Raw genomic sequence first — 23,235 nt, 5'->3', positions numbered from 1 at the left:
AGCGAACAGTGAGTGTTGGTCGTGAGGGACTTGAGAATTGATCGCCAGGTGCCGGAGCCGGTGGCACAGCAGATCGTCAATGGCGTTCTTGACTGGATTCGGCAAAGCCGGATTCGACCCGGGACCCGACTGCCTTCTATCCGACAACTAGCGCGTGACAACCAGGTCAGCCACTCAAGAGTGATAGAGGCCTATGACCGTCTGGTGGCGGTCGGCATATTGGAGTCGCGTCCCGGCTCGGGCTTTTTCGTCGCGGAACAGTCAGTGACGGACCCGACGGCGGTGGACAAGGAATGGTTCGACGGCGCGCAAAGCGGCTGGGAGCAGTTCACCGACAAAAGCTCGAGTGAACTCAATCTGGGCTGCGGCTGGATTCCGGAAAGCTGGCGGGAGGCTGAAGACATCGGTTTTGCGATTCGCCAGGTGACCCGCACCGAGATGAACAGCCTGTTCAGCTACAGCACGCCGTTGGGCTTGCCGCTGTTGCGCCAACATATTCAGAAGCGTCTGGAGCTGATTGATATCCACGCCGATCAGGGCCAGATATTGACCACCCAAGGCGCGAGCCATGCCATTGATCTGCTGGTGCGGACCCTGCTCAAACCCGGTGACTCGGTGCTGGTCGAGTCGCCAGGTTATTACAACCTGTTCAACTTGCTAAGGTTCCACGGCGTGAAGATGCTCGCCGTGCCCAGGACCCGCAGCGGCCCGGACATTAATGCCCTCGAGCAGTTGCTGGGCGAGCACAAGCCTGTGTGTCTGTTCATCAACAGCATGTATCACAATCCAACGGGGACCAGCCTGAAGCCGACGGTCGCTCATCGTTTGCTGCAATTGGCAGAGATTCATGATTTCCAGATCGTCGAGGACGACACCTATGCTGACCTGCAAAACGGTCCCAGCACCCGGCTCGCGACGCTGGATTCGCGCAATCGCGTGATCTACATTGCCAGCTTTTCGAAAACCCTCAGTTGTTCGCTGCGGGTGGGTTATATCGTTGCCAGCGCAAAGGTCATTGGCCAACTGGCTGAGGTGAAAATGATCACCAGTATGGGGGCGTCGCGATTTGGCGAAAGTGTGGTCGCTTCGTTGTTGGCCAATGGTGCCTACCGCAAGTTGATTCAACGGTTGCGTGAACGCCTGAGCAAACACATGGCCAGTACCCTGCGTTTATTGGAGCAAGTGGGCTGGGAAGTGTTCGCCGAACCTACGGGTGGCATGTTCATCTGGGCGCGCAGCGGTCGACACAGTTTTGAACAGATGCAGGAAGTGGCGGTCAAGTCAGGTGTGCTGTTATCGCCGGGTTCGGGCTATAACCCTGGTCGGGAGGACAGTGACTGGTTGCGCATCAATGTCGCTTACGCCAGTGACCAGCGTGCTTCTGCGTTTTTCAATGCGCTGGCCCTGAAGCCTCAGGGGGTGAGCCTGGCTCTGCCCGAGGTCATCAACCTGCAACCCAGTGCAGCATCGCGCATCTGAAAGGATTCTTTGTCTCGCGTTGAGCTTAAGTTATTGCAGCGTCTGGCTGAGGTCCAACAACGGAATCTGCATGAGGTAATGATGGATTTTTATCACACTCAAGAACGCAGTGGCTTACCGGCGCTGCATCCGACACTGCACCCCAGGCGGCTACAGGTCGGGGACGCGGTCGCGCTGGTATCGCCTGCCGGCCCGGTGGCCCAGACGCGTGTCGAAGCCGCAGTCAAGGTGCTGACCGATTGGGGCCTGCGACCGCGCGTCTATCCCCATGCGCTGGGTAAATATTCGTTTTACGCGGGCAGCGACGAGCAGCGTACGGCGGACCTGAACGACGCCTTGGCCGATCCCGAGATTCGTGCGGTGATCTGCAACCGCGGTGGCTACGGCGTGCAACGCATCATCGAACACCTGGACTTCGAAGCCGTAAGGCGCGATCCCAAGCTGGTGCTGGGCTTTTCCGACATCACGGCCCTGCATGCGGCGTTGTGGCGTAATGCGCGCCTGGCCAGCATCCATGGCCCGGTGGGCGCGCAACTTGAGCGTGGCGGCCTGACCAACAGCAGCGTGAAGCACACATTGATGAGCACTGAACCGGTGCTGGTCAAGCCCGATCCCGCTGAGGCCACGGTGAGTGTGCGCAGCAAAGGCGTTGCCCAAGGCATTCTGTTGGGCGGCAACTTGAGCATGCTTAGTACCTCCATCGGCACGCCATTCATGCCTGACTTGAGCGGCGCAATTCTGCTGATTGAGGACGTGGCCGAATCGGCGTACCGGGTCGATCGAATGCTCACCCATCTGCGTAATTGCGGGATCCTCCAGGGTCTGGCCGGCGTGGCGGTGGGGCAGTTCAGCGAACCGGCGGGCGCGGTCGGGCAGGTCAGTCTGGTGGACGTGCTTAACGAACGCCTGGGCGATCTCGGGATTCCGTTGCTGGGTGGCTTGTCCATTGGCCATGGCGACCCCAATATCGCGGTGCCGCTGGGCACGCTGGCCACTTTAGATGCGGATGCGGGCACCTTGCTGGTAGCTCCGGCCTGTTGTTGATCTATCGGCCGACAACGTTCAATTCCCAGCCGACATTTAGCATTCTAAAAACGACCTCGGCGTAGCTTTTTGCCATTATTCCGGCGCCAGAGGCTTGTGCTGGATCGGGCCCGTTGCGAATCTGCATGCCTATAGAATGGCTTGATGAATGGCCTGAGCACCTTTGGTATTCGAACGGGGATTGAGCGCAATGATTTGGGCCGTGCAAGGACGTTTCGCCAACCTCGGGATGGCGAAGAAATTAGGGGTGGGCTTCACCCTCGTGTTGCTGCTGACCGTTCTGGTTGCAGCGATTGGCGTCTGGTCGTTGCAGACCATCAGCCTGCGTTTCAACGGCCTCAAGCAAATGTCGACGCTCAATAGCGACCTGCTCAAGGTACGCTTGCAAGAGCAGGACTACGCCCTGCACAGCGACCCGAAAGTGGTCGAGAGCCTGCACGCGGGGGTCGATGCACTGCAGGCCCTGGCTGAACAGCTCAAGGGCCAGTCGGCGGCTAAGCAGGCCATGATGGGTCAGGTGCAGAGCGCGCTCACGGCGTACCGCAAATCCTTCGATCAATTCGTCGAGATCAGCCAGAGCAAGGACCTTGCCCTGGACATGGCCAGTTGGTCGGTGTCCAGCGTGGCCAATAACCTCGACGTACTGCAAGCCGGGCTGGCCGACGACGGCGCCTATGCCCTGAAAGACTCCCAGGGCCAGCAGGGGTCTGAGTTCATCACACAAGCCAATCAGGTCAGCCAGGTATCGCGTCTGATGCTGCAGGCGATGGATGAAGCGCGCATACGTCTGGACCAGAGCCGCAAACAAGGCTCGGGCGAGGCGCCCAAAGAAGGCAAAATCGAACAGGCGGCTCAGGCCCTGGCGTTGGCCGAGCAGCTGAAAAGCACCGTCAAGGATGCCGGTTACCTGACTGTGCTGGGTGAAGTCGGTACCCATATCAGCAACTTCACCGACAAACTCACTGAATACACCGGACTGCTCGCCAGTGAAGCGCAGGTCAATCAGCAGCTCGCCGACAATGCCAGGCAGGTGGTTCAGCGGGTCAACGAGGCCTACGACGCCGACGATCAGGCGATGCAGGCAGAGCTCAAAGCCAACTCGCTGCAAATTATCGGCTCTTCGGTACTGGCGTTATTGGTCGGCCTGATCGCGGCCTGGGTCATCACGCGGCTGATCGTGGCCCCGCTGCGCAGCGTAATCAGTGTTGCGCAACAGATTGCTTCCGGCGATTTGAGCGCCACGGTGGAGGTCACGCGTCGCGATGAAATCGGCCAGTTGATGCTGGCCATGCAGCAGATGGGCGCCGGTCTGAGTAGTATTGTCAGCGGTCTGCAAGCGGGTATCGAGCAGCTTGCGACGTCGGCGCATTCGCTGTCGGCAGTTACCGAACAGACCAATCTGGAGGTCAATAGCCAGCGGGAAGAAACCGAGCAAGTCGCCACGGCCATGAACCAGATGACTGCGACCGTGCATGACGTGGCCCGCAACGCCGAAGAAGCCGCACAGGCCGCGCAGACCGCTGACGACAAGGTAGAGAGTGGTCAGCAGGTGGTCCGGCAGAGCATGCAGCGAATCGAAGCGCTCGCCAGTTCAGCCAGCTCCGCCAGCCAGAGCATCGAGAACCTCAGCGCCGAGATCCAGAACATCGGCAAGGTGCTGGGGGTGATCAAGAGCGTCGCCGAGCAAACCAACTTGTTGGCGCTCAATGCCGCCATTGAGGCAGCGCGTGCCGGTGAGCAGGGACGCGGTTTTGCGGTGGTTGCCGATGAAGTGCGGGCCCTGGCCAAGCGAACTCAGCAATCGACCGAAGAAATCGAACGGCTGGTCGGCCGCCTGCAAAGCGGGGCGCAGTCGTCCGTAACGCAGATTCAGAGCAGCGGCGAACTGGTGAAAATGGCCGTCAGCGATGCGTTGCAGACTGAAAGCGCGCTGGGCAGCATCGCCGCGGCGGTGTCCTTGATCCAGCAGATGAACCAGCAGATTGCCGCTGCCGCCGAACAGCAAAGCTCGGTCGCCGAAGAGATCAACCGCAGCGTTACCAGCATCCGCGCCAGCGCCGATCAATCAGCCCTGGCGATGCAGGGTAACGCGGCGTCGAGTATCGAACTGGCGCAGTTGGGGACTGAACTCAAAGGCATGGTCGGGCATTTCAGGCTCTAAAAGCTTCGCAGGCATGCTCCCACTGGTCGCCCTTGTAGGAGCGCGCTTGCCCGCGACCGGCCGGGGTCGCGTCCGACACGCAGGACCTTCCTGCGATGGTGAATTCACTATTTTTGCTGGCGCTACGCACCAGATCGCGGGCAAGCGCGCTCCTACACAGGCTGTGTGAAAACCCCAACAGAAAACTGAACTGCATGTTCGTACGTCAATTCTGAAATATATCGGCTGTTGGACAGACCTGAATTTCACGTAGGAACGCGATTTTCAGGTCAGTTTTTAATCAGTTAATCGGTCGCGGAGGTTTTCACACAGCCTGCACAGATGACTGTGTGTGCTCTGTCAGTCCCTACGACTATTCAGAATCATCAACGTCAGCACCCCGGCCACAATCCCCCAGAACGCCGAACCAATCGAGAACAGCGTCAAGCCTGACGCGGTGACCATGAAGGTGATCAATGCCGCCTCACGCTCTTTGGGTTGGTTCATGGCCACGGTCAGGCCATTGATGATCGAGCCGAACAGCGCCAGCGCGGCAATCGACAACACCAGTTCCTTGGGCAAGGCTGCAAACAACGCGGCCAGGGTTGCGCCGAAGACGCCAGCGACGCCGTAGAAAATTCCGCACCAGACCGCAGCGGTGTAGCGTTTGTCACGGTCTTCGTGGGCATGCGGGCCGGTGCAGATCGCCGCACTGATCGCAGCCAGGTTGATGCCGTGAGAACCGAATGGCGCCAGCAGCAGTGAAGCAATGCCGGTGGCCGAGATCAGCGGGGAGGCCGGTACGGTGTAGCCATCGGCGCGAAGAACGGCGATGCCGGGCATGTTCTGCGAGGTCATCGCCACCACGAACAGCGGGATGCCAATGCTGATGGTCGCCGCCAGCGAGAACGACGGGGTGGTCCACACAGGCGTCGCCACTTCCAGGGCAAAGCCGCTGAAATCCAGTAGCCCGAGCAAGCCCGAGACCACTGTGCCGACAATCAGGGCTGCCAGAACTGCATAGCGCGGTGACAGGCGTTTGATCAGCAGATAGCTGAAAAACATGCACAGCACCAGGCCGGTGCGATGCTGCGCCGCGACGAAAATTTCGCTGCCGATCTTGAACAGAATCCCCGCCAGCAACGCCGCCGCCAGCGAGGCCGGTATGCGCTTGACCAGCCGCTCGAAACTGCCAGTGACGCCGCACAGGGTGATCAGCACGGCGCAGGTGATGAAGGCGCCAATTGCTTCGCCATACGACACACCGCCAAGGCTGGTGATCAACAGCGCAGCCCCGGGCGTTGACCAGGCGACGGTGATGGGGGTGCGATAACGCAGAGACAGGCCGATGCTGCAAATCGCCATGCCGATGAACAGGGCCCAGATCCATGACGAAATCTGCGCGCTGGTCAAACCGGCAGCTTGCCCTGCCTGAAACATCAGCACCAATGAACTGGTGCAGCCGGTCATCATCGCGATAAAGCCGGCGACCACCGCAGAAGGGGAGGTGTCGGCCAATGGCTTCAAGCGGGGGTGGGTGGTGGCGTCGGTCATGCGAATTTCCTTAACAACATCCGGTCAAGCCCTAAGACTAAACGTAGTCGCTACAGGGTGTTGCAATACAGCGATCCACACAATGAGCCGTACAGTCGTAATCAATAGTGCTCGACGCGTCAGCTGTGTCAGTCGGCTGGTCGTGGCTCGACAGGGGGAGCCGAGCCTGGTTGACGAGTTTTCCCCAGCGCCTGATTCACCGCCAGCCAGCCATTCACGGCCGCTTCGCCGGCTTCGGCGAATACCCGTTGCAGCAGTTTTACCTGTTCATGGCGCAAGGCCTGTTCGAAGGTAATGCCTTCAGCCGTCAGACCCAACAGGCGTTTGCGCTTATCGGCATCAGGCGCGACGCTGTGGACCAGGTTCATTTCCATCAATTGGCGCAACGGCGTATTAAGCGCCTGCTTGCTGACGCCGAGCACGGTGAGCAGCTCTTTCACGCTCAACTCCGGATAACGGGCGATGAAAAATACGATGCGCTGATGCACACGGCTGAGGCCGCGACGCGCGAGCATTTCGTCGGCTTTGGCGGTGAACGCCTGGTAGCCGAAGAAGAAGGCTTCCATCGCCGCCTGCTGAGTGATTTTATTTTTAAGGTCAATCATATTGACGTATCTAGGTTCGGCATCGTAATTTCGGTCAAGCAGTTTGACTTATTTCCATTTATTTCTGCTACGGGTGATCTCCATGGCCTTCTCCGAACGTGTCTCGCGCCTTAAAAGTTCTTTGATTCGTGAAATCCTGGCAGCGGCGCAGCGGCCGGAGGTGATGTCGTTCGCTGGCGGGCTGCCCGCAGAAGCCATGCTGCCGCGCGTCGAATGGGCCGACATGCCGCTGGCCATGGGTCAGTACGGGATGAGCGAAGGTGAGCCGGCCCTGCGTGAAGCGCTGGCCGCTGAAGCTCGCGCCTTGGGCGTACCTTGCGAGGCCAGCCAGGTGCTGATCGTCAGCGGCTCGCAACAAACCCTCGACCTGGCGTCCAAGCTGTATATCGACAAGGGCACCGAGATCCTGCTCGAAGCGCCAACCTATCTGGCTGCACTGCAAATTTTCCAACTGTTCGGTGCCGATTGCGTCACCGTGCCGTTGCAGGCCGATGGCCCTGACCTGATTGCCCTGCGCCAGCGTCTGGAGCAGCACACGCCGGCATTCGCCTATTTGATCCCGACTTTCCAGAACCCGTCGGCTGTACGCTACAGCGAAGCCCATCGTGATGCCGTGGCCGCCTTGCTCGATGAATTCGGCGTGACCCTGATCGAAGACGAACCCTATCGCGAACTGAATTTCGACGGTGGCAGCGCGACGCCTATCGTCAGTCGCTTGAAAAAGGCCAGTTGGATCTATACTGGCACGGTGTCCAAAACCTTGCTGCCGGGGCTGCGCGTGGGTTACCTGATCGCCACGCCGGACCTGTTTCCGCACCTGCTGCGGCTGAAGCAATCGGCAGACCTGCACACTAACCGGGTTGGCCAATGGCAGGCCCTGCAATGGATTGGCACCGAGCATTACCGTCAGCATCTGCTGGAGTTGCGCGATTTTTATCGTCTGCGCCGTGATGCTTTCGAGGCCGCTTTGCAAGAGCACTTCAGTGACCTGGCCGAGTGGAACTGTCCGCAAGGGGGGCTGTTTTTCTGGCTGACCCTCAAGCAGCCGCTGGACACTCGCACCCTGCTTAAGTCGGCGTTGGAGCAGAACGTCGCTTTCATGCCGGGTGAGCCGTTCTTCGCCGATCCGGATGCCAACCCTGGTTATCTGCGACTGAACTTCAGCCACATCGACCCGCTGCGTCTGGGCGAAGGTCTCAAGCGACTGGCCGCTGTGGTTCGCCAGGCACAGATCGCCCAGGCGGCGTGATGCTGGTTTTAAATAATAAGGGCTGAATATTTAGGCATGAATACTCAGGCATGAATACGTAGTGGGGGAGAAGGGTGATGTACAAGGTTTACGGCGACTACAACTCAGGCAACTGCTACAAGATCAAATTGATGCTCAATCTGTTGGGCATCGAGTATCAATGGGTGGCTGTGGATATCCTCGGCGGTGAAACCGAGACCCCCGAGTTTCTGGCGAAGAATCCCAACGGCAAGATCCCGGTGCTGGAGCTTGAAGACGGCACCTTCCTGTGGGAATCCAATGCCATCCTGAACTTCCTGGCCGACGGCAGCCAATACCTGCCCGGCGAACCGCGCCTGCGCACGCAGGTATTGCAGTGGCAGTTCTTCGAACAGTACAGCCACGAGCCTTACATCGCAGTTGCCCGGTTTATCCAGTTCTACCTCGGGATGCCAGAAGAGCGGATGAAGGAATACCGCACCCTGCACAAAGCCGGTTACCGGGCGCTTAAGGTCATGGAGCAACAACTCCAGCGTACGCCGTTCCTGGTGGGGGATACGTGCTCCATCGCCGACATCGCGCTCTACGCCTATACCCATGTCGCCCATCAAGGCGGCTTCGATCTTGAGTCCTACCCTGCGATCCAGCAGTGGCTGGAACGGGTGACGCAGCAGCCGGGGTATGTCGGGATGCTGGACTGATCCAGGGCGCACAAAAAAAACCGGTCTGGCACGAACAGACCGGTTTTTTTATGTCTGGAATTTTCTGTAACGAGATAGGCCTTTGTTGGCGCATAGAGGTTGTTTTAGTCTGCGCGCCCGTTTGGCCTGGGCTGAATGTTATTTCTGGAGGAAGGAGTATCCACCATGCGTTATTTGATGATGGTCTTGATCGCGATGGGCATTGGTTGGGCGGACATGCAAGTCGCCCTGGCTGACGACTGCGACGCTGACCAGACGGCCATGAACGCCTGTGCAGGCGGTGATCTGTCCAAGCTGGATGCTGACCTGAACAAGCAATATCAGACGCAGATGACCTATCTGAAGAACCCCGATCAAAAGCAGGCATTGAAAAATGCGCAGCTCAAGTGGATCGCGTTTCGTGACGCCGATTGTTTGTATCAGGTGGGCAAGCCAGAGGAATCCGGTTCGATCTGGCCGTTGCTGCATGCCCAGTGCCTGGCTTCACTCACCCAGCAGCGGGTGGAGCAGTTGAAAGCCTACGTAGCCTGTCGGGCGGAGGGATGTCCGAACTGAGTCTTCGTAGGCAAACCCCATGTAGGAGCTGACTTGTCTGCGAAAAGGGCCGAAGGACCTTCATACGGTGGTGAATCCAGCCATTTTACGACTGCTTCGCAGCCGATCGCAGACAAGTCAGCTCCTACGCCCTCCGGGCAGAATCGGGCTCCAGTTTGCTGCGCGACAGCGCCGCGTCGAAGACGGGGCGGAATCTCCTACAGGTGATTTATGATTCAGACCGCCGCGAAGCGCTGTTGCAGGTAGTCGATGATGACCTTGGATTCATACATCCATACGGTCTTCCCGGCTTCTTCGATGCGCAGGCAAGGTACTTTGATCTTGCCGCCTTCGCTGAGCAGGGTCTGGCGATCCAGCTCATTGTTTTTCGCATCACGCAAAGCCACGGGAACGTTCAGGCGGCGCAGGGCGCGACGGGTCTTCACGCAGAACGGGCAGGCGTGGAACTGGTACAGCGTCAGGTCTTTGGCCGATCGCTCGACGCCGGCCTGGGCCGCGGGTGCACGCTGTTTCTTGCCCGGACGGGTGATGAAATCGATAAAGAGGACGAGCTGGCCCAGGCCAACCCTTAATGCCTTCATGAACACAATAAAGCCTCGCGGTAGGGGGTAAACGGGCGTGAAATCGTTCAGGCGCAGCAGACAGGCGTCTGGGTCGCGCCTGAACCGCGGATCACTTGATCAGGCTGAGGAATTCACTGCGGGTTGCGGCGTTTTCGCGGAATTCACCGAGCATCACCGACGTGATCATCGACGAGTTCTGCTTCTCGACGCCACGCATCATCATGCACATGTGCTGGGCTTCGATGACCACGGCCACACCCAGTGCACCGGTGACCTGCTGGATCGCTTCGGCGATCTGGCGGCTGAGGTTTTCCTGGATTTGCAGGCGGCGGGCGTACATATCGACGATCCGCGCGACTTTCGACAGGCCGAGCACTTTACCGTTTGGAATGTAGGCGACGTGAGCCTTGCCGATAAATGGCAGCAAATGGTGTTCGCACAACGAGTACAACTCGATGTGCTTGACCAGCACCATCTCGCTATTGTCGGAGCTGAAGAGGGCGCCGTTGGTGACTTCTTCCAGGGATTGTTCATAGCCGCGACAGAGATACTGCATGGCTTTGGCTGCACGCTTTGGCGTGTCGAGCAGGCCTTCCCGGGAGACGTCCTCGCCGAGTTTGCCCAGTATCGCGGTGTAATTCTGTTCCAGTGTCACAGGGCTGTGTTCCGTGTGGGTTTCAATAATGGGGCACATAGTAGCGTACGCGTGCGGGCAGGTGTATGGCTGCGGGCCTACAAACAGATCAGTGACGGCAACGAGAGGGAATTATGTGCAACGAATTCATATCTTTACCCAACCTTTACAGTCGTCGGTTGGCGATACGCACGCATTCGATGTCTGAAGTATCAGGTAACAAATACCTGTCGTGAAGAGAGTGAATCTGATGAGTCGAATAGTAAAAGTGGCGATTGTGGTTGCGATATTGTCGTCCATGTCGGGCTGTTTCTTTGGACCTTGGCATGATGGTGGTCGTTGGCACGATCATCGTTACTTTGACGGCCCTCGGCGCTGAGTGCAGTTGATTCAGTCAGGCTTGGACGCTCGAAGAGCCTGACTGACCCGAAACCATAGAAGGCCGCGACCTGGAGGGACTACTCGTCGCGGCCTTCCATCATTGTCCGTTTGAGGATGACGTAGACCGCGCCGGCGCCACCGTGTTTAGCCAGGCATGAGGTAAAACCCAGTACTTGCGGGTGCTGGCGCAGCCAGGTGTTGACGTGGCTTTTGATCATCGGACGTTTACCATCCAGGCGCACAGCCTTGCCATGAGTTACCCGCACGCAGCGGATTTCCAGCCTGGTCGCTTCGGCCAGGAACTCCCACAGCGTTTCCCGCGCCATCTCGACGCTCATACCGTGCAAATCCAGGCTGCCTTCGAAGCTGATCTGACCCAGCTTGAGCTTGCGCATCTGACCTTCCTGAACCCCGTCACGGGCCCAGCTCAAATCATCTTCCGGGCCGACATCAATCACGAACTGATCTGACAGGCCATCGACCGTCACCGAATCGGTGCGCACGGTTGCGGCCTGGCGCAATTTGGCCAGGTGTTTACGGTCGGTTTTGGGTTTACCGATATCGGCGTGATCGTGCTTGATCGGCTTTACGCCGCGGATCTCGTTCTTGAACAGGGAAAAATCGTCGTCTTGCATGTGAGCCTCCGCGCAGGAGGGCTAGTTTACCCAAGTCACGCCTTGCTCGGCGCGACTAAAACGTTATTGATCTGCCGCGCGGTGGTTTGACGCTGCGGTCCGAAGAGGGAGGCGGGCTCAGTCGTGCTTTTTCATCAGGTGCGGGGCCATGTTCAGTGCGCTGGGTTGACGCATGCGACGACGGCAGCGACGCCACATCCAGACACCGATATATACCAGGAATAATCCGACCACCACGACCAGGCTGGCACCGGCCGGGCTGGCGTTGAGTTCGCCCAGTGCTGGCGGGTGGCCAATCAGACTGGCAATACCGGCCATCACCAGCAAGACGCCGAAGGTGGCTAACAGTGCAGCAAATGCAGCGCCGAAGCGCATCCGCCAGTTGCTTGGGCCTTTTGGGCGCAGGCGACGAGCATCGAAACCACCGGATTTCTTCATTCCGATTTCCTCTCAGGGTATCGGCGCTCTGACCAGTATATGACCGGCTGGTTCCCGCTTTAGGGAATTCAAAGGCAAATGCGAGGGATTAATGGATGGGCGGCTATATGGACGCAGTCATCTGCGGATGGTCAGCCTCGATGTCTTTTGCAGGAACTGCCGGAGCGGTGAGGGTCCACACGGCTGGTCAGCTCCTGATGAATCTGGCTGGACTCAGATCAAATCTTCGGTCAACGCGAGCGTGGCAAAGTTGTCGGCCATGATCGCCATCTCGGTCTGGTGAACCACTTCGGCCCTGATCACGCCGCGCTTGCTGGGCAGGTCGCGGGTCGCGCAGGCGTCTTCCACCAGTGTGCAGCGATAGCCATAGTCTTTGGCCGCGCGCACGGTGGTGCTGATGCTCGAATGGCTCATGAAGCCACACACGATCAGGTCCAGATGGCCGAGGCCTTGCAGCAGGTTATCCAGCCCCGTGCCGTTGAAGGCGTTTGGCAGGCGCTTCTCGATCACAGGCTCTGCGCCCTGAGGCAAGAGTTGCGGGAGGAACTCACCGCGCTCACCTTGCGGATCGAACAGGCCGCCCACGGTGCCAAGATGGCGAATATGAACAATGGGTCGATTCGCCGCACGGGCAGCCTCTACCAGTTTGCCGATATTGGCGACGGCCTCATCGATGCCGGAGAGCGCCAGCGGACCACTGACGTACTCCTTTTGCGCATCGATAATGATCAGGGTGGCATGGCTCAAATTGGCCGGTGCATAACCACGGCCACTGAGTTGAAACATCGTTTTTGGATCGGACATCTGGGGCTCCTTTGTGTGGGGCTATTGCGGCATTGTCCCCCGCCTGAGCGGTTCTGTGAATGGCAATACTTGCAAGCGGCGTGGTTGCTGGTCTGCGAGCGGATCATCGAAGCGCGGCAAGCGGCATTTTGCGGGTAAAACGGCTGCGTCGGGCAAAAAAACGTCAACGCGGCGTGTCAGTTCAATCGCCCCTCAATCTCGGCTTCAACCATCGTTTGTTCGGGCCATGGCTGTTAGAATCGCCCGTCGTTTTTTAAGGAGTCTGCCTGTGATCACTTCCCGCCTGCGCACCCTGCGCGACCACATCCGTTGGGCCGTCAGCCGTTTCCACGGGGAGGATCTGTTTTTCGGCCACGGCGCCGACAATGCCTGGGATGAAGCTCGGCAACTGGTGCTCGGTGCTGTGCATCTGCCCTGGGAAATTGCCGACAGCTACCTGGATTGCCGTCTGGAAGACGACGAGCTGGTCAATTTGCAACGCTTGCTCAAGCGTCGCATCGACGACCGCATTCCGACCGCCTATCTGCTGGGCGAGGCGTGGTTTTGTGGCTTGTCGTTCATCGTTGACGAGCGGGTGCTGATCCCTCGTTCGCCGATTGGCGAGCAGATCGACAAACACTTCGAGCCGTGGCTGGCAGCAGACCCGGCACGGATTCTCGACCTGTGTACGGGCTCCGGTTGTATCGGTATTGCCTGTGCGTTCGAGTTCCCCGACGCTGAAGTGGTACTGGCCGACCTTTCCTTCGAAGCGCTGGAAGTGGCCAACCAGAACATCGAACGCCATGGTCTGGATGAGCGCGTCTATACCGTGCAGGGCGATGGTTTCGACGGTTTGCCGGGGCAGCGATTCGACCTGATCGTGTCCAACCCACCGTATGTCGATGCTGAAGATTTCGCCGACATGCCTGACGAATATCAGCATGAGCCGGAACTGGCGCTGGCCTGCGGCGATGACGGTCTGAATCTGGTGCGGCGCATGCTCAGTCAGGCGGCGGAGCATTTGACCGAGAAGGGGTTGTTGATCGTCGAAGTCGGCAACAGCCAGATTCACGTCGAGGCGCTGTACCCGGAAGTCGACTTCGCCTGGCTGGAGTTCGAGCGTGGCGGCCACGGCGTGTTCATGCTGACGGCCGAGCAGTGCCGCCAGCATCAAGCGTTGTTTGCGTCGCGGGTCTGACCGTCTGATGCACGATCACCTGTAGGAGAACCCGCCCCGTCTTCGACGCTGCGCTGTCGCGCAGCAAACTTGGTCTGTAGGAGCTGACTTGTCTGCGATCCAGTGCGAAGCGCTGGCAAAAATGGTGAATCCACCATCGTCGGAAGGTCCTTCGGCCCTTATTCGCAGACAAGTCAGCTCCTACGCCCTCCGGGCAGAATCGAGACCCAGTTTGCTGCGCGACAGCGCAGCGTCGAAGACGGGCGGCATCTCCTACAGAGGATCTGCGAAGCTTCAGCGGTGGGTAGCAATCCAGATCAATAGCCCGGCCTGGAACACCGCGAAAGCCACCAGGCAGGCGATGGTGAAGCGCAAACCGGTGTCTTCGCGTTTGAACCGGGTGACTTTCTCATCCTGCGCGCGCAATTTGACTTCTTGTTCCAGCAAGTTCTGTTCGGCCTGCTGGAGCATGTTGGCGGCGTCGAGAATCTCCACCTTCTGGACCTTTTCACTGTTCCAGGTGCTGTGCAGTTCGGCGACCCGCACCTCTTTGACGGTGCCCTTCATGTGCTGGGCATCGGCGTAGGCAACGTCGAAACCCTGGCTGCGCAAGAAATGATCGCGACGCAGGCGAGTGTCTTCGTTAAGCGCATCTTTGCTGGCAAGTGCGACCTCGTCGACCTGGTAATTCGCCCACTTTTTCTGCGCCCAGTGAATGCCCTGGGCCATCAGATAACGCCCGATCCCACGATTCCATGGCTCGATCTGCAACCCCGATTCAGGGCCGAACCTGACCTGGTGGGTGCTGTGGTCGACCCATACGTCAAGATGGTTCTGCTCCTTGCGCACCCGTTGCCCAGGCAATTGGATGTCCATGCGCAACAGGCTGTGTTCTTTACTGTGGCGCTCGACGCGACCGAATTGCACGAAGCGCAACGGGCGCGCGCCGGTGGCCCGGTCAGTCTGGAGTGGCGCAAGACGCAGCATTTGAAAATGCTCCGGCTGAACGTCCGCCCAGGGCAAGCTGGCTGGATCCGGTGCAACGGCTTCCGTTTCCGTTTCCGTTTTCGTTTCGGCGTCGGGTGAGGCTTGAATGTCGGTCATGGCGGCAATCCTGTGGCCAGGCATTAGTTAGCACACGGAGCAAACTCGGTGCCAGCATTGCGCTATCGGCCGTTTCTTTCAGGACTGAAGGGTGTTGGCCGGTTTGTGCACCGGCCAATGCCTGTTACGCGGCGGGCAAGGCGTCAATAAAGCGCAGGATGCGGGTTGAAAGCTCACTGGCGAGCGGGAGTTGCGGGTCTTTGTAGGACGCCAACTGGCGCTTGATGTCATTGGGTACGATGCGCATAACGTGGTTCATGCCGTCGATCAGCGCCATTTCTGCGTCAGGTTTGGCCGCGTGGAGCAGCTCGGCGTCGCCGACACCCACCTGAATGTCATGACTGCCTTGAATGATCAGGGCCGGGACTTGCAGTTTGCCAAAGGCGGCGGCCGGGTCCTGACGGAACAGCGAAATCAGATACGGCTGCACGCTTGGACGGAACACCACTGTCAGGGCGGGTGGCACGTTGTCGTCGGTGTGGCCAGCCTTGAGCGACTCGATCAACTGTTCGCTACGCAGAAGCAGGGGTGGCGGCAGACGGTATTGCAGCTGCTCGCGCAAAATCTGATCGACCGGGCGCCCGGTGCCCGCGATGGAAATCACCGCCGCAGCCCCGGCTTGCTTGGCGGCGAGGGAGGCGACCAGCGCGCCTTCGCTGTGCCCCAGCAGAATCAGTTGCCCCAAGCGTGGGTCGGTCTTGAGCTTCTGTCCCCAGGCCGCCGCGTCGGCCACATAGGCTTCGATGCTCAGGTTGCGCTCATCGGGCGTCGCCGCTGTACTCGCGGCCACGCCGCGTTTGTCATAGCGGACGCTGGCGATGTTGTGCTTGGCGAGGATTTTCGCCAGACGCTTCATGCTGTCGTTTCGACCGCCGTCGACGTTGTTGCCATCGCGGTCAGTGGGGCCGGAGCCGGCGATGATCAATACCACGGGCACCGGGACGTCGGACTTGGGCAGCACCAGCGTGCCAAACAGCTCACCGGTTCCGGTGTCCAGACTGATGGGGCGTTGCAACACGACCGTCGGAGGGGCGGCGGCCTGTGGGGCGGCCTGTGCCAGGCCGGTCAGCAGCGGAAGGATCACGATAGCAGCTCGGATTAAGGCGGTGACTCGTAACATCTAGAAGGCCACGTTCAGTAGAAGTGCCGATTGGACGCGTCCATACGCATAAGGTTCGGTAATACGCTTGAAGGATGAACTACTCAGGCAGCCTGCGTATACTGGCGCACTTGCGATTTTGCTTTATAGCTTGATTGATAACTTGACTGATTGTTTTGGCTGATTTTTCGCGGAGCGCCCTGCATGTCCGGCAATACCTACGGCAAGCTGTTCACTGTAACCACTGCTGGCGAAAGCCACGGTCCAGCACTGGTTGCTATCGTTGACGGCTGCCCGCCCGGGCTTGAACTGTCGCTGGAAGACTTGCAGCGCGATCTGGATCGTCGCAAACCCGGCACCAGCCGCCACACCACTCAACGCCAGGAAGCCGATGAAGTCGAGATTCTTTCGGGTGTCTTCGAAGGCAAGACCACCGGTTGCCCCATCGGCCTGCTGATTCGCAATACCGATCAGAAGTCCAAGGATTACTCGGCGATTCAGGACCTGTTCCGTCCGGCCCACGCCGATTACACCTACCACCACAAATACGGCCTGCGCGATTACCGCGGCGGCGGTCGCAGCTCGGCTCGTGAAACGGCCATGCGCGTAGCGGCCGGTGCCATCGCCAAGAAGTACCTGGCCAGCCAGGGCATCCAGATTCGCGGTTACATGAGCCAGTTGGGGCCGATCGAAATCCCGTTCAAGACCTGGGCGTCGGTGGAGCAGAACGCTTTCTTCTGCCCGGACCCGGACAAAGTGCCGGAGCTTGAGGCCTACATGGATCAATTGCGTCGGGATCAGGACTCGGTCGGGGCCAAGATCACCGTGGTGGCCGAAGGCGTCAAGCCGGGGCTGGGCGAGCCGATCTTCGACCGTCTGGATGCCGAACTGGCTCACGCGCTGATGAGCATCAACGCGGTCAAGGGCGTGGAGATCGGTGCCGGTTTCGCCAGCGTCGCCCAGCGTGGCACCGAACATCGCGACGAGATGACGCCGCAGGGTTTCCTGTCGAACAACTCGGGCGGCATTCTGGGCGGGATTTCTTCGGGGCAGCCGATTGTCGCTCATCTGGCGCTCAAGCCGACCTCAAGCATCACGACGTCGGGGCGTTCCATCGACGTCCATGGCAACCCGGTCGAGGTCATTACCAAAGGCCGCCACGATCCGTGCGTCGGCATTCGTGCCACGCCGATTGCCGAGGCGATGATGGCCATCGTGTTGATGGATCATTTTCTGCGCAATCGCGGGCAGAACGCCGATGTGCAGGTGTCGACTCCCGTTCTGGACCAACTGTAATGCCCGATGGCGGTGACGCTGCCACGGCGCTTTAGTCGTGGCTTCGATCCCTTACTGGCGGCTGTCCAGCTTCTATCTGTTCTACTTTGCTTTGCTCGGTTCGACGGCACCGTTTCTGGCGCTGTACTTCGATCACCTGGGGTTTTCCAGCGCGCGCATTGGTGAACTGGTGGCCATCCCCATGTTGATGCGCTGTGTCGCACCCAATATCTGGGGCTGGCTGGGGGACTACACCGGGCGCCGTCTGGCGATCGTGCGTTTTGGGGCGATCTGCACGCTGCTGACCTTTTCCCTGATCCTGTTCAGCAAGAGTTACGCCTGGCTGGCGATGGTCATGGCTTTGCACGCCTTCTTCTGGCATGCCGTGTTGCCACAATTCGAAGTCATTACCCTCGCGCATCTGCAAGGGCAGACCGCCCGCTATAGTCAGGTTCGGCTCTGGGGTTCCATCGGCTTCATCCTCACCGTCGTGGCGCTGGGGCGGCTGTTCGAGTGGTTCAGCCTGGACATATATCCGCAGGCGCTGCTGTTGATCATGGCCGGCATCGTCGCCAGCAGTTGGTGGGTGCCCAATGCGCAACCTGCACCCTCGGTGCAGCCATTGACTGCTGGCGGATTTCTCAAGCAGCTTGCCCGCCCCGGCGTTCTGGCGTTTTATGCCAGCGTTGCGCTGATGCAACTGAGCCACGGCCCTTATTACACCTTCCTGACCCTGCATCTTGAGCATTTGGGCTACAGTCGAAGTGTCATCGGTCTGCTCTGGGCGTTGGGCGTGGTGGCCGAAGTACTGATGTTCCTGTCGATGAGCCGTATTTTGCAGCGGTTTCCCGTGCGCCATGTGCTGCTGGCGAGCTTTTTGTTGGCGGCGTTGCGTTGGTTGTTGTTGGGCAGTTTCGCCGAATATTTTCCCGTATTGATAGTTGCCCAGATCCTGCACGCCGCCACGTTTGGCAGTTTTCACGCGTCTGCCATCCATTTCGTGCAGCGTAGCTTTGGCCCTCGGCAGCAAGGTCAGGGCCAGGCCCTATATGCCGCGCTGGCCGGGACGGGCGGTGCCTTGGGTGCGTTGTATTCCGGTTACAGCTGGAATGTACTGGGACCGAACTGGACGTTCAGTATTGCCAGCCTTGCGGCGTTGGCCGCTGCCGCCATGATTGCTACACGAATGAAAGAGGACAGGGCATGACCCACGAACAACTCGCCCAGGAAATCATCGACGCCGGACGCTTTTTATATGGCCGTGGCTGGTCGCCGGCCACCAGCAGCAATTACTCGACCCGCTTGTCGGCGACCGCGGCATTGTTAACGGTGTCGGGCAAACATAAAGGTCAGTTGGGCCTTGATGATGTGCTGGTCACCGACCTGTCCGGGAACAGCCTGGAACCGGGTAAAAAACCGTCGGCCGAGACCTTGCTGCACACCCAGCTGTACCGCTGCAAACCGCAGGTCGGCGCCGTGCTGCACACCCACTCGGTCAACGCTACGGTGTTGTCACGCCTGACACCGGCCGATCATCTGGTGTTCGAGGGTTACGAGCTGCAGAAAGCGTTTACTGATGTGGTGACCCATGAGTCCCGGGTCGTTGTGCCGATTTTCGACAATGACCAGGACATTGCCCGCCTGGCGGCAAAGGTGCAGCCTTGGCTTGACGCCCATCCCGAATGCCCTGGGTACCTGATTCGCGGTCATGGCCTTTACACCTGGGGCGCGCGAATGAGCGACGCCTTGCGCCAGATCGAAGCGTTCGAATTTTTGTTCGAGTGTGAGCTCAAGACCCGCTCGCTACTGAACCGTTGAGGAATTGCCGCTATGAGCAGCCTGTCCGTTTATCACGTTTCCACCCCTGATTTGCCGAACAAGGTGTTGACCCACCTGGACGACATCGCCTCGACCCTGGCCGAACACGGCGTCGGCTTCGACCGTTGGCAAGCCGCGGCACCAATCACCCCGGGCGCGTCCCAGGAAGAAGTGATCGCTGCCTATCAAGTGCAGATCGATAAGTTGATGACCGAGCGTGGTTACATCACGGTAGATGTGATCAGCCTTGACCGCGACCACCCGCAGAAAGCCGAATTGCGCGCCAAGTTTCTGGATGAACACCAGCATGGCGAAGACGAAGTCCGTTTTTTCGTGGCCGGTCGTGGTTTGTTCACGCTGCACATCGACGATTACGTGTATGCCGTGCTGTGCGAAAAAAATGACCTGATCTCGGTCCCGGCCGGCACTCGTCACTGGTTCGACATGGGCGAAAACCCGCATTTTGTGGCGATCAGGTTGTTCAACAACCCTGAAGGTTGGGTGGCAAAGTTCACCGGCGAAGAAATCGCCAGTTATTTTCCAAGGCTTGAAGACTAAAAAGACGCGGGGGTTTACATGTCCATCACAGCTGTCCTTACCGACATTGAAGGCACCACCAGCGCGGTGAGTTTCGTGTTCGAGGTGTTGTTCCCTTACGCGGCACAGCATCTGCCGGACTTTGTTCGCCAGGAAGCCACGCAACCTGCGGTGGCCTTGCAGCTGCAGGCGGTGCGCCAGGACGCCGCCGAGCCCCATGCTGACATCGATCGAGTGATCGAAATCCTGATCGAGTGGATTGCCGAAGACCGCAAGGCCACGCCGCTCAAGGCCCTGCAAGGTATGGTCTGGGAGCAGGGCTATCGCGCAGGTCAATTGAGGGGACATGTCTACCCGGATGCGGTCGAGGCGCTCAAGCGCTGGCATCTGGAAGGCTATGAGCTGTATGTCTACTCTTCGGGTTCGATTCAAGCCCAACAGCTGATTTTTGGCTGCTCCGTGGCGGGAGATCTATCGCCCTTGTTCAGCGGTTACTTCGATACCACCTCGGGCCCCAAGCGCGAGCCGCAGTCGTATCGCAGCATTACCGCAGCGATAGGTTGTCCGGCAGAGCAGATCCTGTTTCTGTCCGATATCGTCGAAGAGCTCGATGCTGCGCAACAAGCGGGCATGGCTACCTGTGGATTGGTGCGCAACGGCGGCGAGTTGGTTGGGCACGCCAATGTCGCCAGTTTTGCGGTGATTGACCTGTCGGCGTTCTAGAAGCTTTTGCGCTTCACATCTTGAAGGCAGCACCTTGACGGCAGCCACCCTTGATAGACGGGGGTTGCCGTGGGTCATTGCTCACGTATCAAACCTCCAATATGCGAACTGTACGTAGGTTTTGTTTTGTTGTTTTGTAGGAAAAGGCTTGTTAGTAAGTAAGTAATGCCTGTTTATTATTTATTTTATTCGTTAGGCGCTTTTACTGTGCAACTCTTCGTGGGTCGATGATTTATTTATCGAGACAGATTAGAGCGACATATGTCGGGGGTAAAAGGGAGCTATATAGATGGGAAGTGTCGAAACATTGAACGCCGATCTGACCCAGCTTGTTCAACAGATGGTGGTCAGCATCACCGAACGCAACGGCGACAAGGCCATTGAAAATGCGCTGGATTGGCTAAGGTACCAATGCTGTTGTGAGCGGGCCATGTTTTATCAGTACAAGGGCGCGGTATTGCTGACCTGCATTACCTCGAATGTGGACAGTATCTGGAGTGATATCTACCGGCATCGGCGATTGATGATGGACGATCCGGTTGTCCGCAGTTACCGCGAGCAATTGGGTTTTCTGGACTGGGACATTGCTTTCGCGTGTCATCCACCCACACCGACCTACAAAGAGGTGGTCGAGGATTATCACCTGATGCCGGGCGCGTCCTACGGCTACTCCAATGAAAAACGCGCCCATCAAGGGGTGATTACCGTCTGTTCACTCAACTCGATGAGACGTGCGCTCAACGACGAAGACAAGTACCTGTTGAGCAACCTTGTGCCCATCCTGCATATGGCCGGCAAAGGTCGAAAACTTCATGCCAAGGCGCTGACCGAAAAAGAGCTGGAAGTCCTCAAGTGGGCCCGCGCGGGAAAGACGGCATGGGAAATCGGCATCATCCGCAATATTTCGGAAGCGACGGTCAAGTATCACTTTAAAAGTATCTATTCCAAGCTCGGCGTTTCCAATCGAGCGCAGGCGGTGGGTGAGGCGCTTTGCCAAGGCATTATCAAATGACTTGGCGTAGCGGCAGGGTTCCAAAATAAATAGGTTTCACCGCTATTTGAGTACTTCTGAAACGATCAAGTGTATCGGGCTTATACCGCTAAATGTTCGAGGCGATACCCGTAGCCGTAGATCGTCATGAGCTGCCAGCCTCGCTCAGCTGTGCAGACTGTGTGAAAACCTGGCAATTCTTGCAACGGTCTAAGAAAATGCCTTCATCGGAAGATTGGGGGCATTTTTGTGGCATACATCCAAGGCATAGCGCGCGATCAGAGCAGTCTTTTTCCGGTGTCGCTGGAAGAATCCATTCCGGTAGACCACTTGGTCAGAGTCATTGATGCCTATGTCACCCAGCTCAATCTGCGGGAGCTGGGATTCGACAAGGCTGTCCTCAAGGGCAACGGGCGCCCGCCCTATGATCCGGCAGACCTGCTCAAACTTTATCTCTACGGCTATTTCCTCAGCATCCGTTCGTCACGCCGCCTCGAAGCCGAATGCCTGCGCAACATCGAAGTCATGTGGCTGCTCAATCAGCTCGCACCTGACTTCAAAACCATCGCCGATTTCCGCAGAGACAACGGTGCCGCATTCGCCGCCATCTGCCGACTCTTCATTCTTTTTTGCCGTGAAGTGGGGCTAATCGCCGGCAAGCTGGTTGCTATCGACGGCAGCAAATTCAAAGCCGTGGCCTCCAAGCGCCGTCATATGAGCCTCAAGCACCTTAAGCGCGATGAGGAAATACTGAACAAGAAGATTACCCAGTACCTGGCGGAGCTTGATCGGGCGGACAAAGACGACGCCGATCAGCCTGTGGATAAGCAGAAAGTCAAAGCCGCTTTGGCCCGTCTGAGCAACAAACGAGACAACAACCTGACCCGTCAGCAGGTGATGAAGGCGCTGGAAGTCGAGCAGTTCATCAGCACCGAAAGCGAGGCGCGGATGATGCGGGCGCCGCAAGGCATGGCCGTGGCGTACAACGTGCAGACGGCGGTGGATGCCGAGAACGGCTTGATCCTGCACCACGAAGTGACTCAGGACGGCGATGACCGCAAACAGCTTGAACCCATGGCCAAAGCGGCTAAAGAAGTACTGCAACAGTCAGAGCTGACGGTAGTGGCCGATGCCGGATATTCCCACGGCAAACAATTCCAGGCCTGTGAAGACGCGGGTATCACGGCGTATGTGCCGCTGAATCGAACGATCAACACGCGGGGCGGGGACGTAAAATTCTTTGACCGCACCCAGTTTACGTATGAGGCCCTGGACGATCAGTACCGGTGCCCGAATGGCAAGCTACTGACGCTGACGCAACTGAATCGCGGCACGCGTATTTACCACGCACTGCCCAGTGACTGCGCCCACTGCCCGCTGAAAAGTCAGTGCACCAAGACCTCCCGCCGGAAAGTAACGCGGCATGCGCATGAGGCCGCTTTTGAGCGAATGGAGCAGCGCATGCAGGCGCATCCGGAGAAGATGGTTGAACGAAGGTCCATCGTTGAACACCCCTTCGGCAACCTCAAGCAATGGATCATGGGCAATGGACGGTTCTTGCTACGCCAACTGAAAGGCGCGCGAATAGAGATGTCGCTGGCGGTGCTTGCCTATAACTTTAAAAGGGCGATCAATGTGCTGGGTGCGCGTGAAATGATGGCGAAGATGGGCTAAGCAGCCTTTTTTTGCGCCTGACAAACGTCCCAGGACTGGCCATGGAGCGCTCAAAACGCTTTGTCCCGGCGACGTGAAAACGAACAGCGATGATTTC

23 protein-coding genes and 1 pseudogene are annotated in these 23,235 nt (G+C 58.4%); 15 read left to right on the top strand and 9 right to left on the bottom strand.

Features of this window, described 5'->3' with window-relative positions; translation table 11 throughout:
- Positions 1 to 21 precede the first annotated feature (21 nt).
- The 4 genes and pseudogenes from AC1MEE_RS15875 (at position 22) to AC1MEE_RS15860 (ending at position 4,684) form a co-directional block, all read left to right on the top strand.
- Positions 22 to 1,479, top strand: coding sequence for an aminotransferase-like domain-containing protein (locus tag AC1MEE_RS15875; protein WP_480410556.1), 1,458 nt, complete (start codon positions 22 to 24; stop codon positions 1,477 to 1,479).
- Between the two features lie 81 nt (positions 1,480 to 1,560).
- A complete protein-coding gene (locus AC1MEE_RS15870; protein WP_480410555.1) occupies positions 1,561 to 2,523 on the top strand; it encodes a S66 peptidase family protein in 963 nt (320 codons plus the stop codon).
- Between the two features lie 190 nt (positions 2,524 to 2,713).
- Positions 2,714 to 3,823 (top strand): annotated as a pseudogene (locus tag AC1MEE_RS15865) (HAMP domain-containing protein); the annotation flags it as partial.
- Positions 3,803 to 4,684, top strand: a complete 882-nt coding sequence (locus tag AC1MEE_RS15860; RefSeq protein ID WP_480416244.1) for a methyl-accepting chemotaxis protein — start codon at positions 3,803 to 3,805, stop codon at positions 4,682 to 4,684. The pseudogene AC1MEE_RS15865 and the gene AC1MEE_RS15860, both read left to right, overlap by 21 nt.
- Positions 4,685 to 5,023: 339 nt before the next feature.
- Here AC1MEE_RS15860 and AC1MEE_RS15855 read toward each other — a convergent pair whose 3' ends face one another.
- On the bottom strand, positions 5,024 to 6,217 hold the full coding sequence (locus AC1MEE_RS15855) for a benzoate/H(+) symporter BenE family transporter (RefSeq protein ID WP_480410554.1): 1,194 nt from the start codon (positions 6,215 to 6,217) through the stop codon (positions 5,024 to 5,026).
- Between the two features lie 128 nt (positions 6,218 to 6,345).
- Positions 6,346 to 6,822 (bottom strand): MarR family winged helix-turn-helix transcriptional regulator, encoded by a 477-nt coding sequence (locus AC1MEE_RS15850; protein ID WP_480410553.1) that lies wholly within the window; start codon positions 6,820 to 6,822, stop codon positions 6,346 to 6,348.
- 82 nt (positions 6,823 to 6,904) lie between these two features.
- Between AC1MEE_RS15850 and AC1MEE_RS15845 the strand changes: the two genes are divergently transcribed.
- The 3 genes from AC1MEE_RS15845 to AC1MEE_RS15835 all read left to right on the top strand — a co-directional run bounded on the left by AC1MEE_RS15845 (position 6,905) and on the right by AC1MEE_RS15835 (position 9,306).
- Positions 6,905 to 8,071: an aminotransferase-like domain-containing protein gene (locus tag AC1MEE_RS15845; RefSeq protein WP_480410552.1), complete on the top strand. Its 1,167-nt coding sequence runs from the start codon at positions 6,905 to 6,907 to the stop codon at positions 8,069 to 8,071.
- A 77-nt stretch (positions 8,072 to 8,148) separates the two neighbouring features.
- Positions 8,149 to 8,751 (top strand): glutathione S-transferase family protein, encoded by a 603-nt coding sequence (locus tag AC1MEE_RS15840; protein WP_480410551.1) that lies wholly within the window; start codon positions 8,149 to 8,151, stop codon positions 8,749 to 8,751.
- A gap of 165 nt (positions 8,752 to 8,916) precedes the next feature.
- The gene (locus AC1MEE_RS15835) at positions 8,917 to 9,306 is read left to right on the top strand and encodes a lysozyme inhibitor LprI family protein (RefSeq protein ID WP_480410550.1); all 390 of its coding nucleotides are present in this window, start codon (positions 8,917 to 8,919) and stop codon (positions 9,304 to 9,306) included.
- Between the two features lie 215 nt (positions 9,307 to 9,521).
- On the opposite strand, the gene AC1MEE_RS15830 is transcribed toward AC1MEE_RS15835, so the two are convergent.
- The 5 genes from AC1MEE_RS15830 to AC1MEE_RS15810 all read right to left on the bottom strand — a co-directional run bounded on the left by AC1MEE_RS15830 (position 9,522) and on the right by AC1MEE_RS15810 (position 12,761).
- A complete protein-coding gene (locus AC1MEE_RS15830; protein WP_480410549.1) occupies positions 9,522 to 9,893 on the bottom strand; it encodes a glutathione S-transferase N-terminal domain-containing protein in 372 nt (123 codons plus the stop codon).
- An 85-nt stretch (positions 9,894 to 9,978) separates the two neighbouring features.
- Positions 9,979 to 10,524: a GTP cyclohydrolase I FolE gene (gene folE, locus AC1MEE_RS15825; RefSeq protein WP_480410548.1), complete on the bottom strand. Its 546-nt coding sequence runs from the start codon at positions 10,522 to 10,524 to the stop codon at positions 9,979 to 9,981.
- A gap of 437 nt (positions 10,525 to 10,961) precedes the next feature.
- A complete protein-coding gene (locus AC1MEE_RS15820; RefSeq protein WP_480410547.1) occupies positions 10,962 to 11,519 on the bottom strand; it encodes a Smr/MutS family protein in 558 nt (185 codons plus the stop codon).
- 117 nt (positions 11,520 to 11,636) lie between these two features.
- Complete coding sequence (locus AC1MEE_RS15815) at positions 11,637 to 11,957, bottom strand: hypothetical protein (protein ID WP_480410546.1); 321 nt, start codon at positions 11,955 to 11,957, stop codon at positions 11,637 to 11,639.
- A 213-nt stretch (positions 11,958 to 12,170) separates the two neighbouring features.
- On the bottom strand, positions 12,171 to 12,761 hold the full coding sequence (locus tag AC1MEE_RS15810; protein WP_480410545.1) for a cysteine hydrolase family protein: 591 nt from the start codon (positions 12,759 to 12,761) through the stop codon (positions 12,171 to 12,173).
- A 268-nt stretch (positions 12,762 to 13,029) separates the two neighbouring features.
- On the opposite strand from AC1MEE_RS15810, the gene prmB reads away from it, so the two are divergent.
- Positions 13,030 to 13,938: a 50S ribosomal protein L3 N(5)-glutamine methyltransferase gene (gene prmB / locus AC1MEE_RS15805; protein ID WP_480410544.1), complete on the top strand. Its 909-nt coding sequence runs from the start codon at positions 13,030 to 13,032 to the stop codon at positions 13,936 to 13,938.
- Between the two features lie 273 nt (positions 13,939 to 14,211).
- Here prmB and AC1MEE_RS15800 read toward each other — a convergent pair whose 3' ends face one another.
- Both AC1MEE_RS15800 and AC1MEE_RS15795 read right to left on the bottom strand, forming a co-directional pair.
- The gene (locus tag AC1MEE_RS15800; RefSeq protein ID WP_480410543.1) at positions 14,212 to 15,021 is read right to left on the bottom strand and encodes a hypothetical protein; all 810 of its coding nucleotides are present in this window, start codon (positions 15,019 to 15,021) and stop codon (positions 14,212 to 14,214) included.
- Between the two features lie 124 nt (positions 15,022 to 15,145).
- Positions 15,146 to 16,141: an alpha/beta hydrolase gene (locus AC1MEE_RS15795; RefSeq protein ID WP_480410542.1), complete on the bottom strand. Its 996-nt coding sequence runs from the start codon at positions 16,139 to 16,141 to the stop codon at positions 15,146 to 15,148.
- Positions 16,142 to 16,324: 183 nt separating this feature from the next.
- On the opposite strand from AC1MEE_RS15795, the gene aroC reads away from it, so the two are divergent.
- The 7 genes from aroC (at position 16,325) to AC1MEE_RS15760 (ending at position 23,138) form a co-directional block, all read left to right on the top strand.
- On the top strand, positions 16,325 to 17,416 hold the full coding sequence (gene aroC, locus AC1MEE_RS15790) for a chorismate synthase (protein WP_480410541.1): 1,092 nt from the start codon (positions 16,325 to 16,327) through the stop codon (positions 17,414 to 17,416).
- 37 nt (positions 17,417 to 17,453) lie between these two features.
- Entirely contained in the window at positions 17,454 to 18,602 is a 1,149-nt protein-coding gene (locus AC1MEE_RS15785) for an MFS transporter (protein WP_480410540.1), read from the top strand.
- A complete protein-coding gene (locus AC1MEE_RS15780) occupies positions 18,599 to 19,213 on the top strand; it encodes a methylthioribulose 1-phosphate dehydratase (RefSeq protein ID WP_480410539.1) in 615 nt (204 codons plus the stop codon). The genes AC1MEE_RS15785 and AC1MEE_RS15780 overlap by 4 nt, the downstream gene beginning before the upstream one ends.
- A gap of 12 nt (positions 19,214 to 19,225) precedes the next feature.
- On the top strand, positions 19,226 to 19,771 hold the full coding sequence (locus AC1MEE_RS15775) for a 1,2-dihydroxy-3-keto-5-methylthiopentene dioxygenase (protein ID WP_480410538.1): 546 nt from the start codon (positions 19,226 to 19,228) through the stop codon (positions 19,769 to 19,771).
- An 18-nt stretch (positions 19,772 to 19,789) separates the two neighbouring features.
- Positions 19,790 to 20,473, top strand: a complete 684-nt coding sequence (gene mtnC, locus AC1MEE_RS15770; RefSeq protein WP_480410537.1) for an acireductone synthase — start codon at positions 19,790 to 19,792, stop codon at positions 20,471 to 20,473.
- A 289-nt stretch (positions 20,474 to 20,762) separates the two neighbouring features.
- Positions 20,763 to 21,485 carry a helix-turn-helix transcriptional regulator gene (locus AC1MEE_RS15765; RefSeq protein ID WP_480410536.1) on the top strand — a complete coding sequence of 241 codons (723 nt, stop codon included), beginning with the start codon at positions 20,763 to 20,765 and terminating at the stop codon, positions 21,483 to 21,485.
- Positions 21,486 to 21,713: 228 nt separating this feature from the next.
- Positions 21,714 to 23,138, top strand: a complete 1,425-nt coding sequence (locus AC1MEE_RS15760) for an IS1182 family transposase (RefSeq protein ID WP_480410535.1) — start codon at positions 21,714 to 21,716, stop codon at positions 23,136 to 23,138.
- Positions 23,139 to 23,235: the final 97 nt, after the last annotated feature.

The organism is Pseudomonas sp. ASL3 (assembly GCF_056680425.1).
Note: the sequence above shows the minus strand (reverse complement) of the source record. Positions and strands in the feature narration are given on the sequence as shown.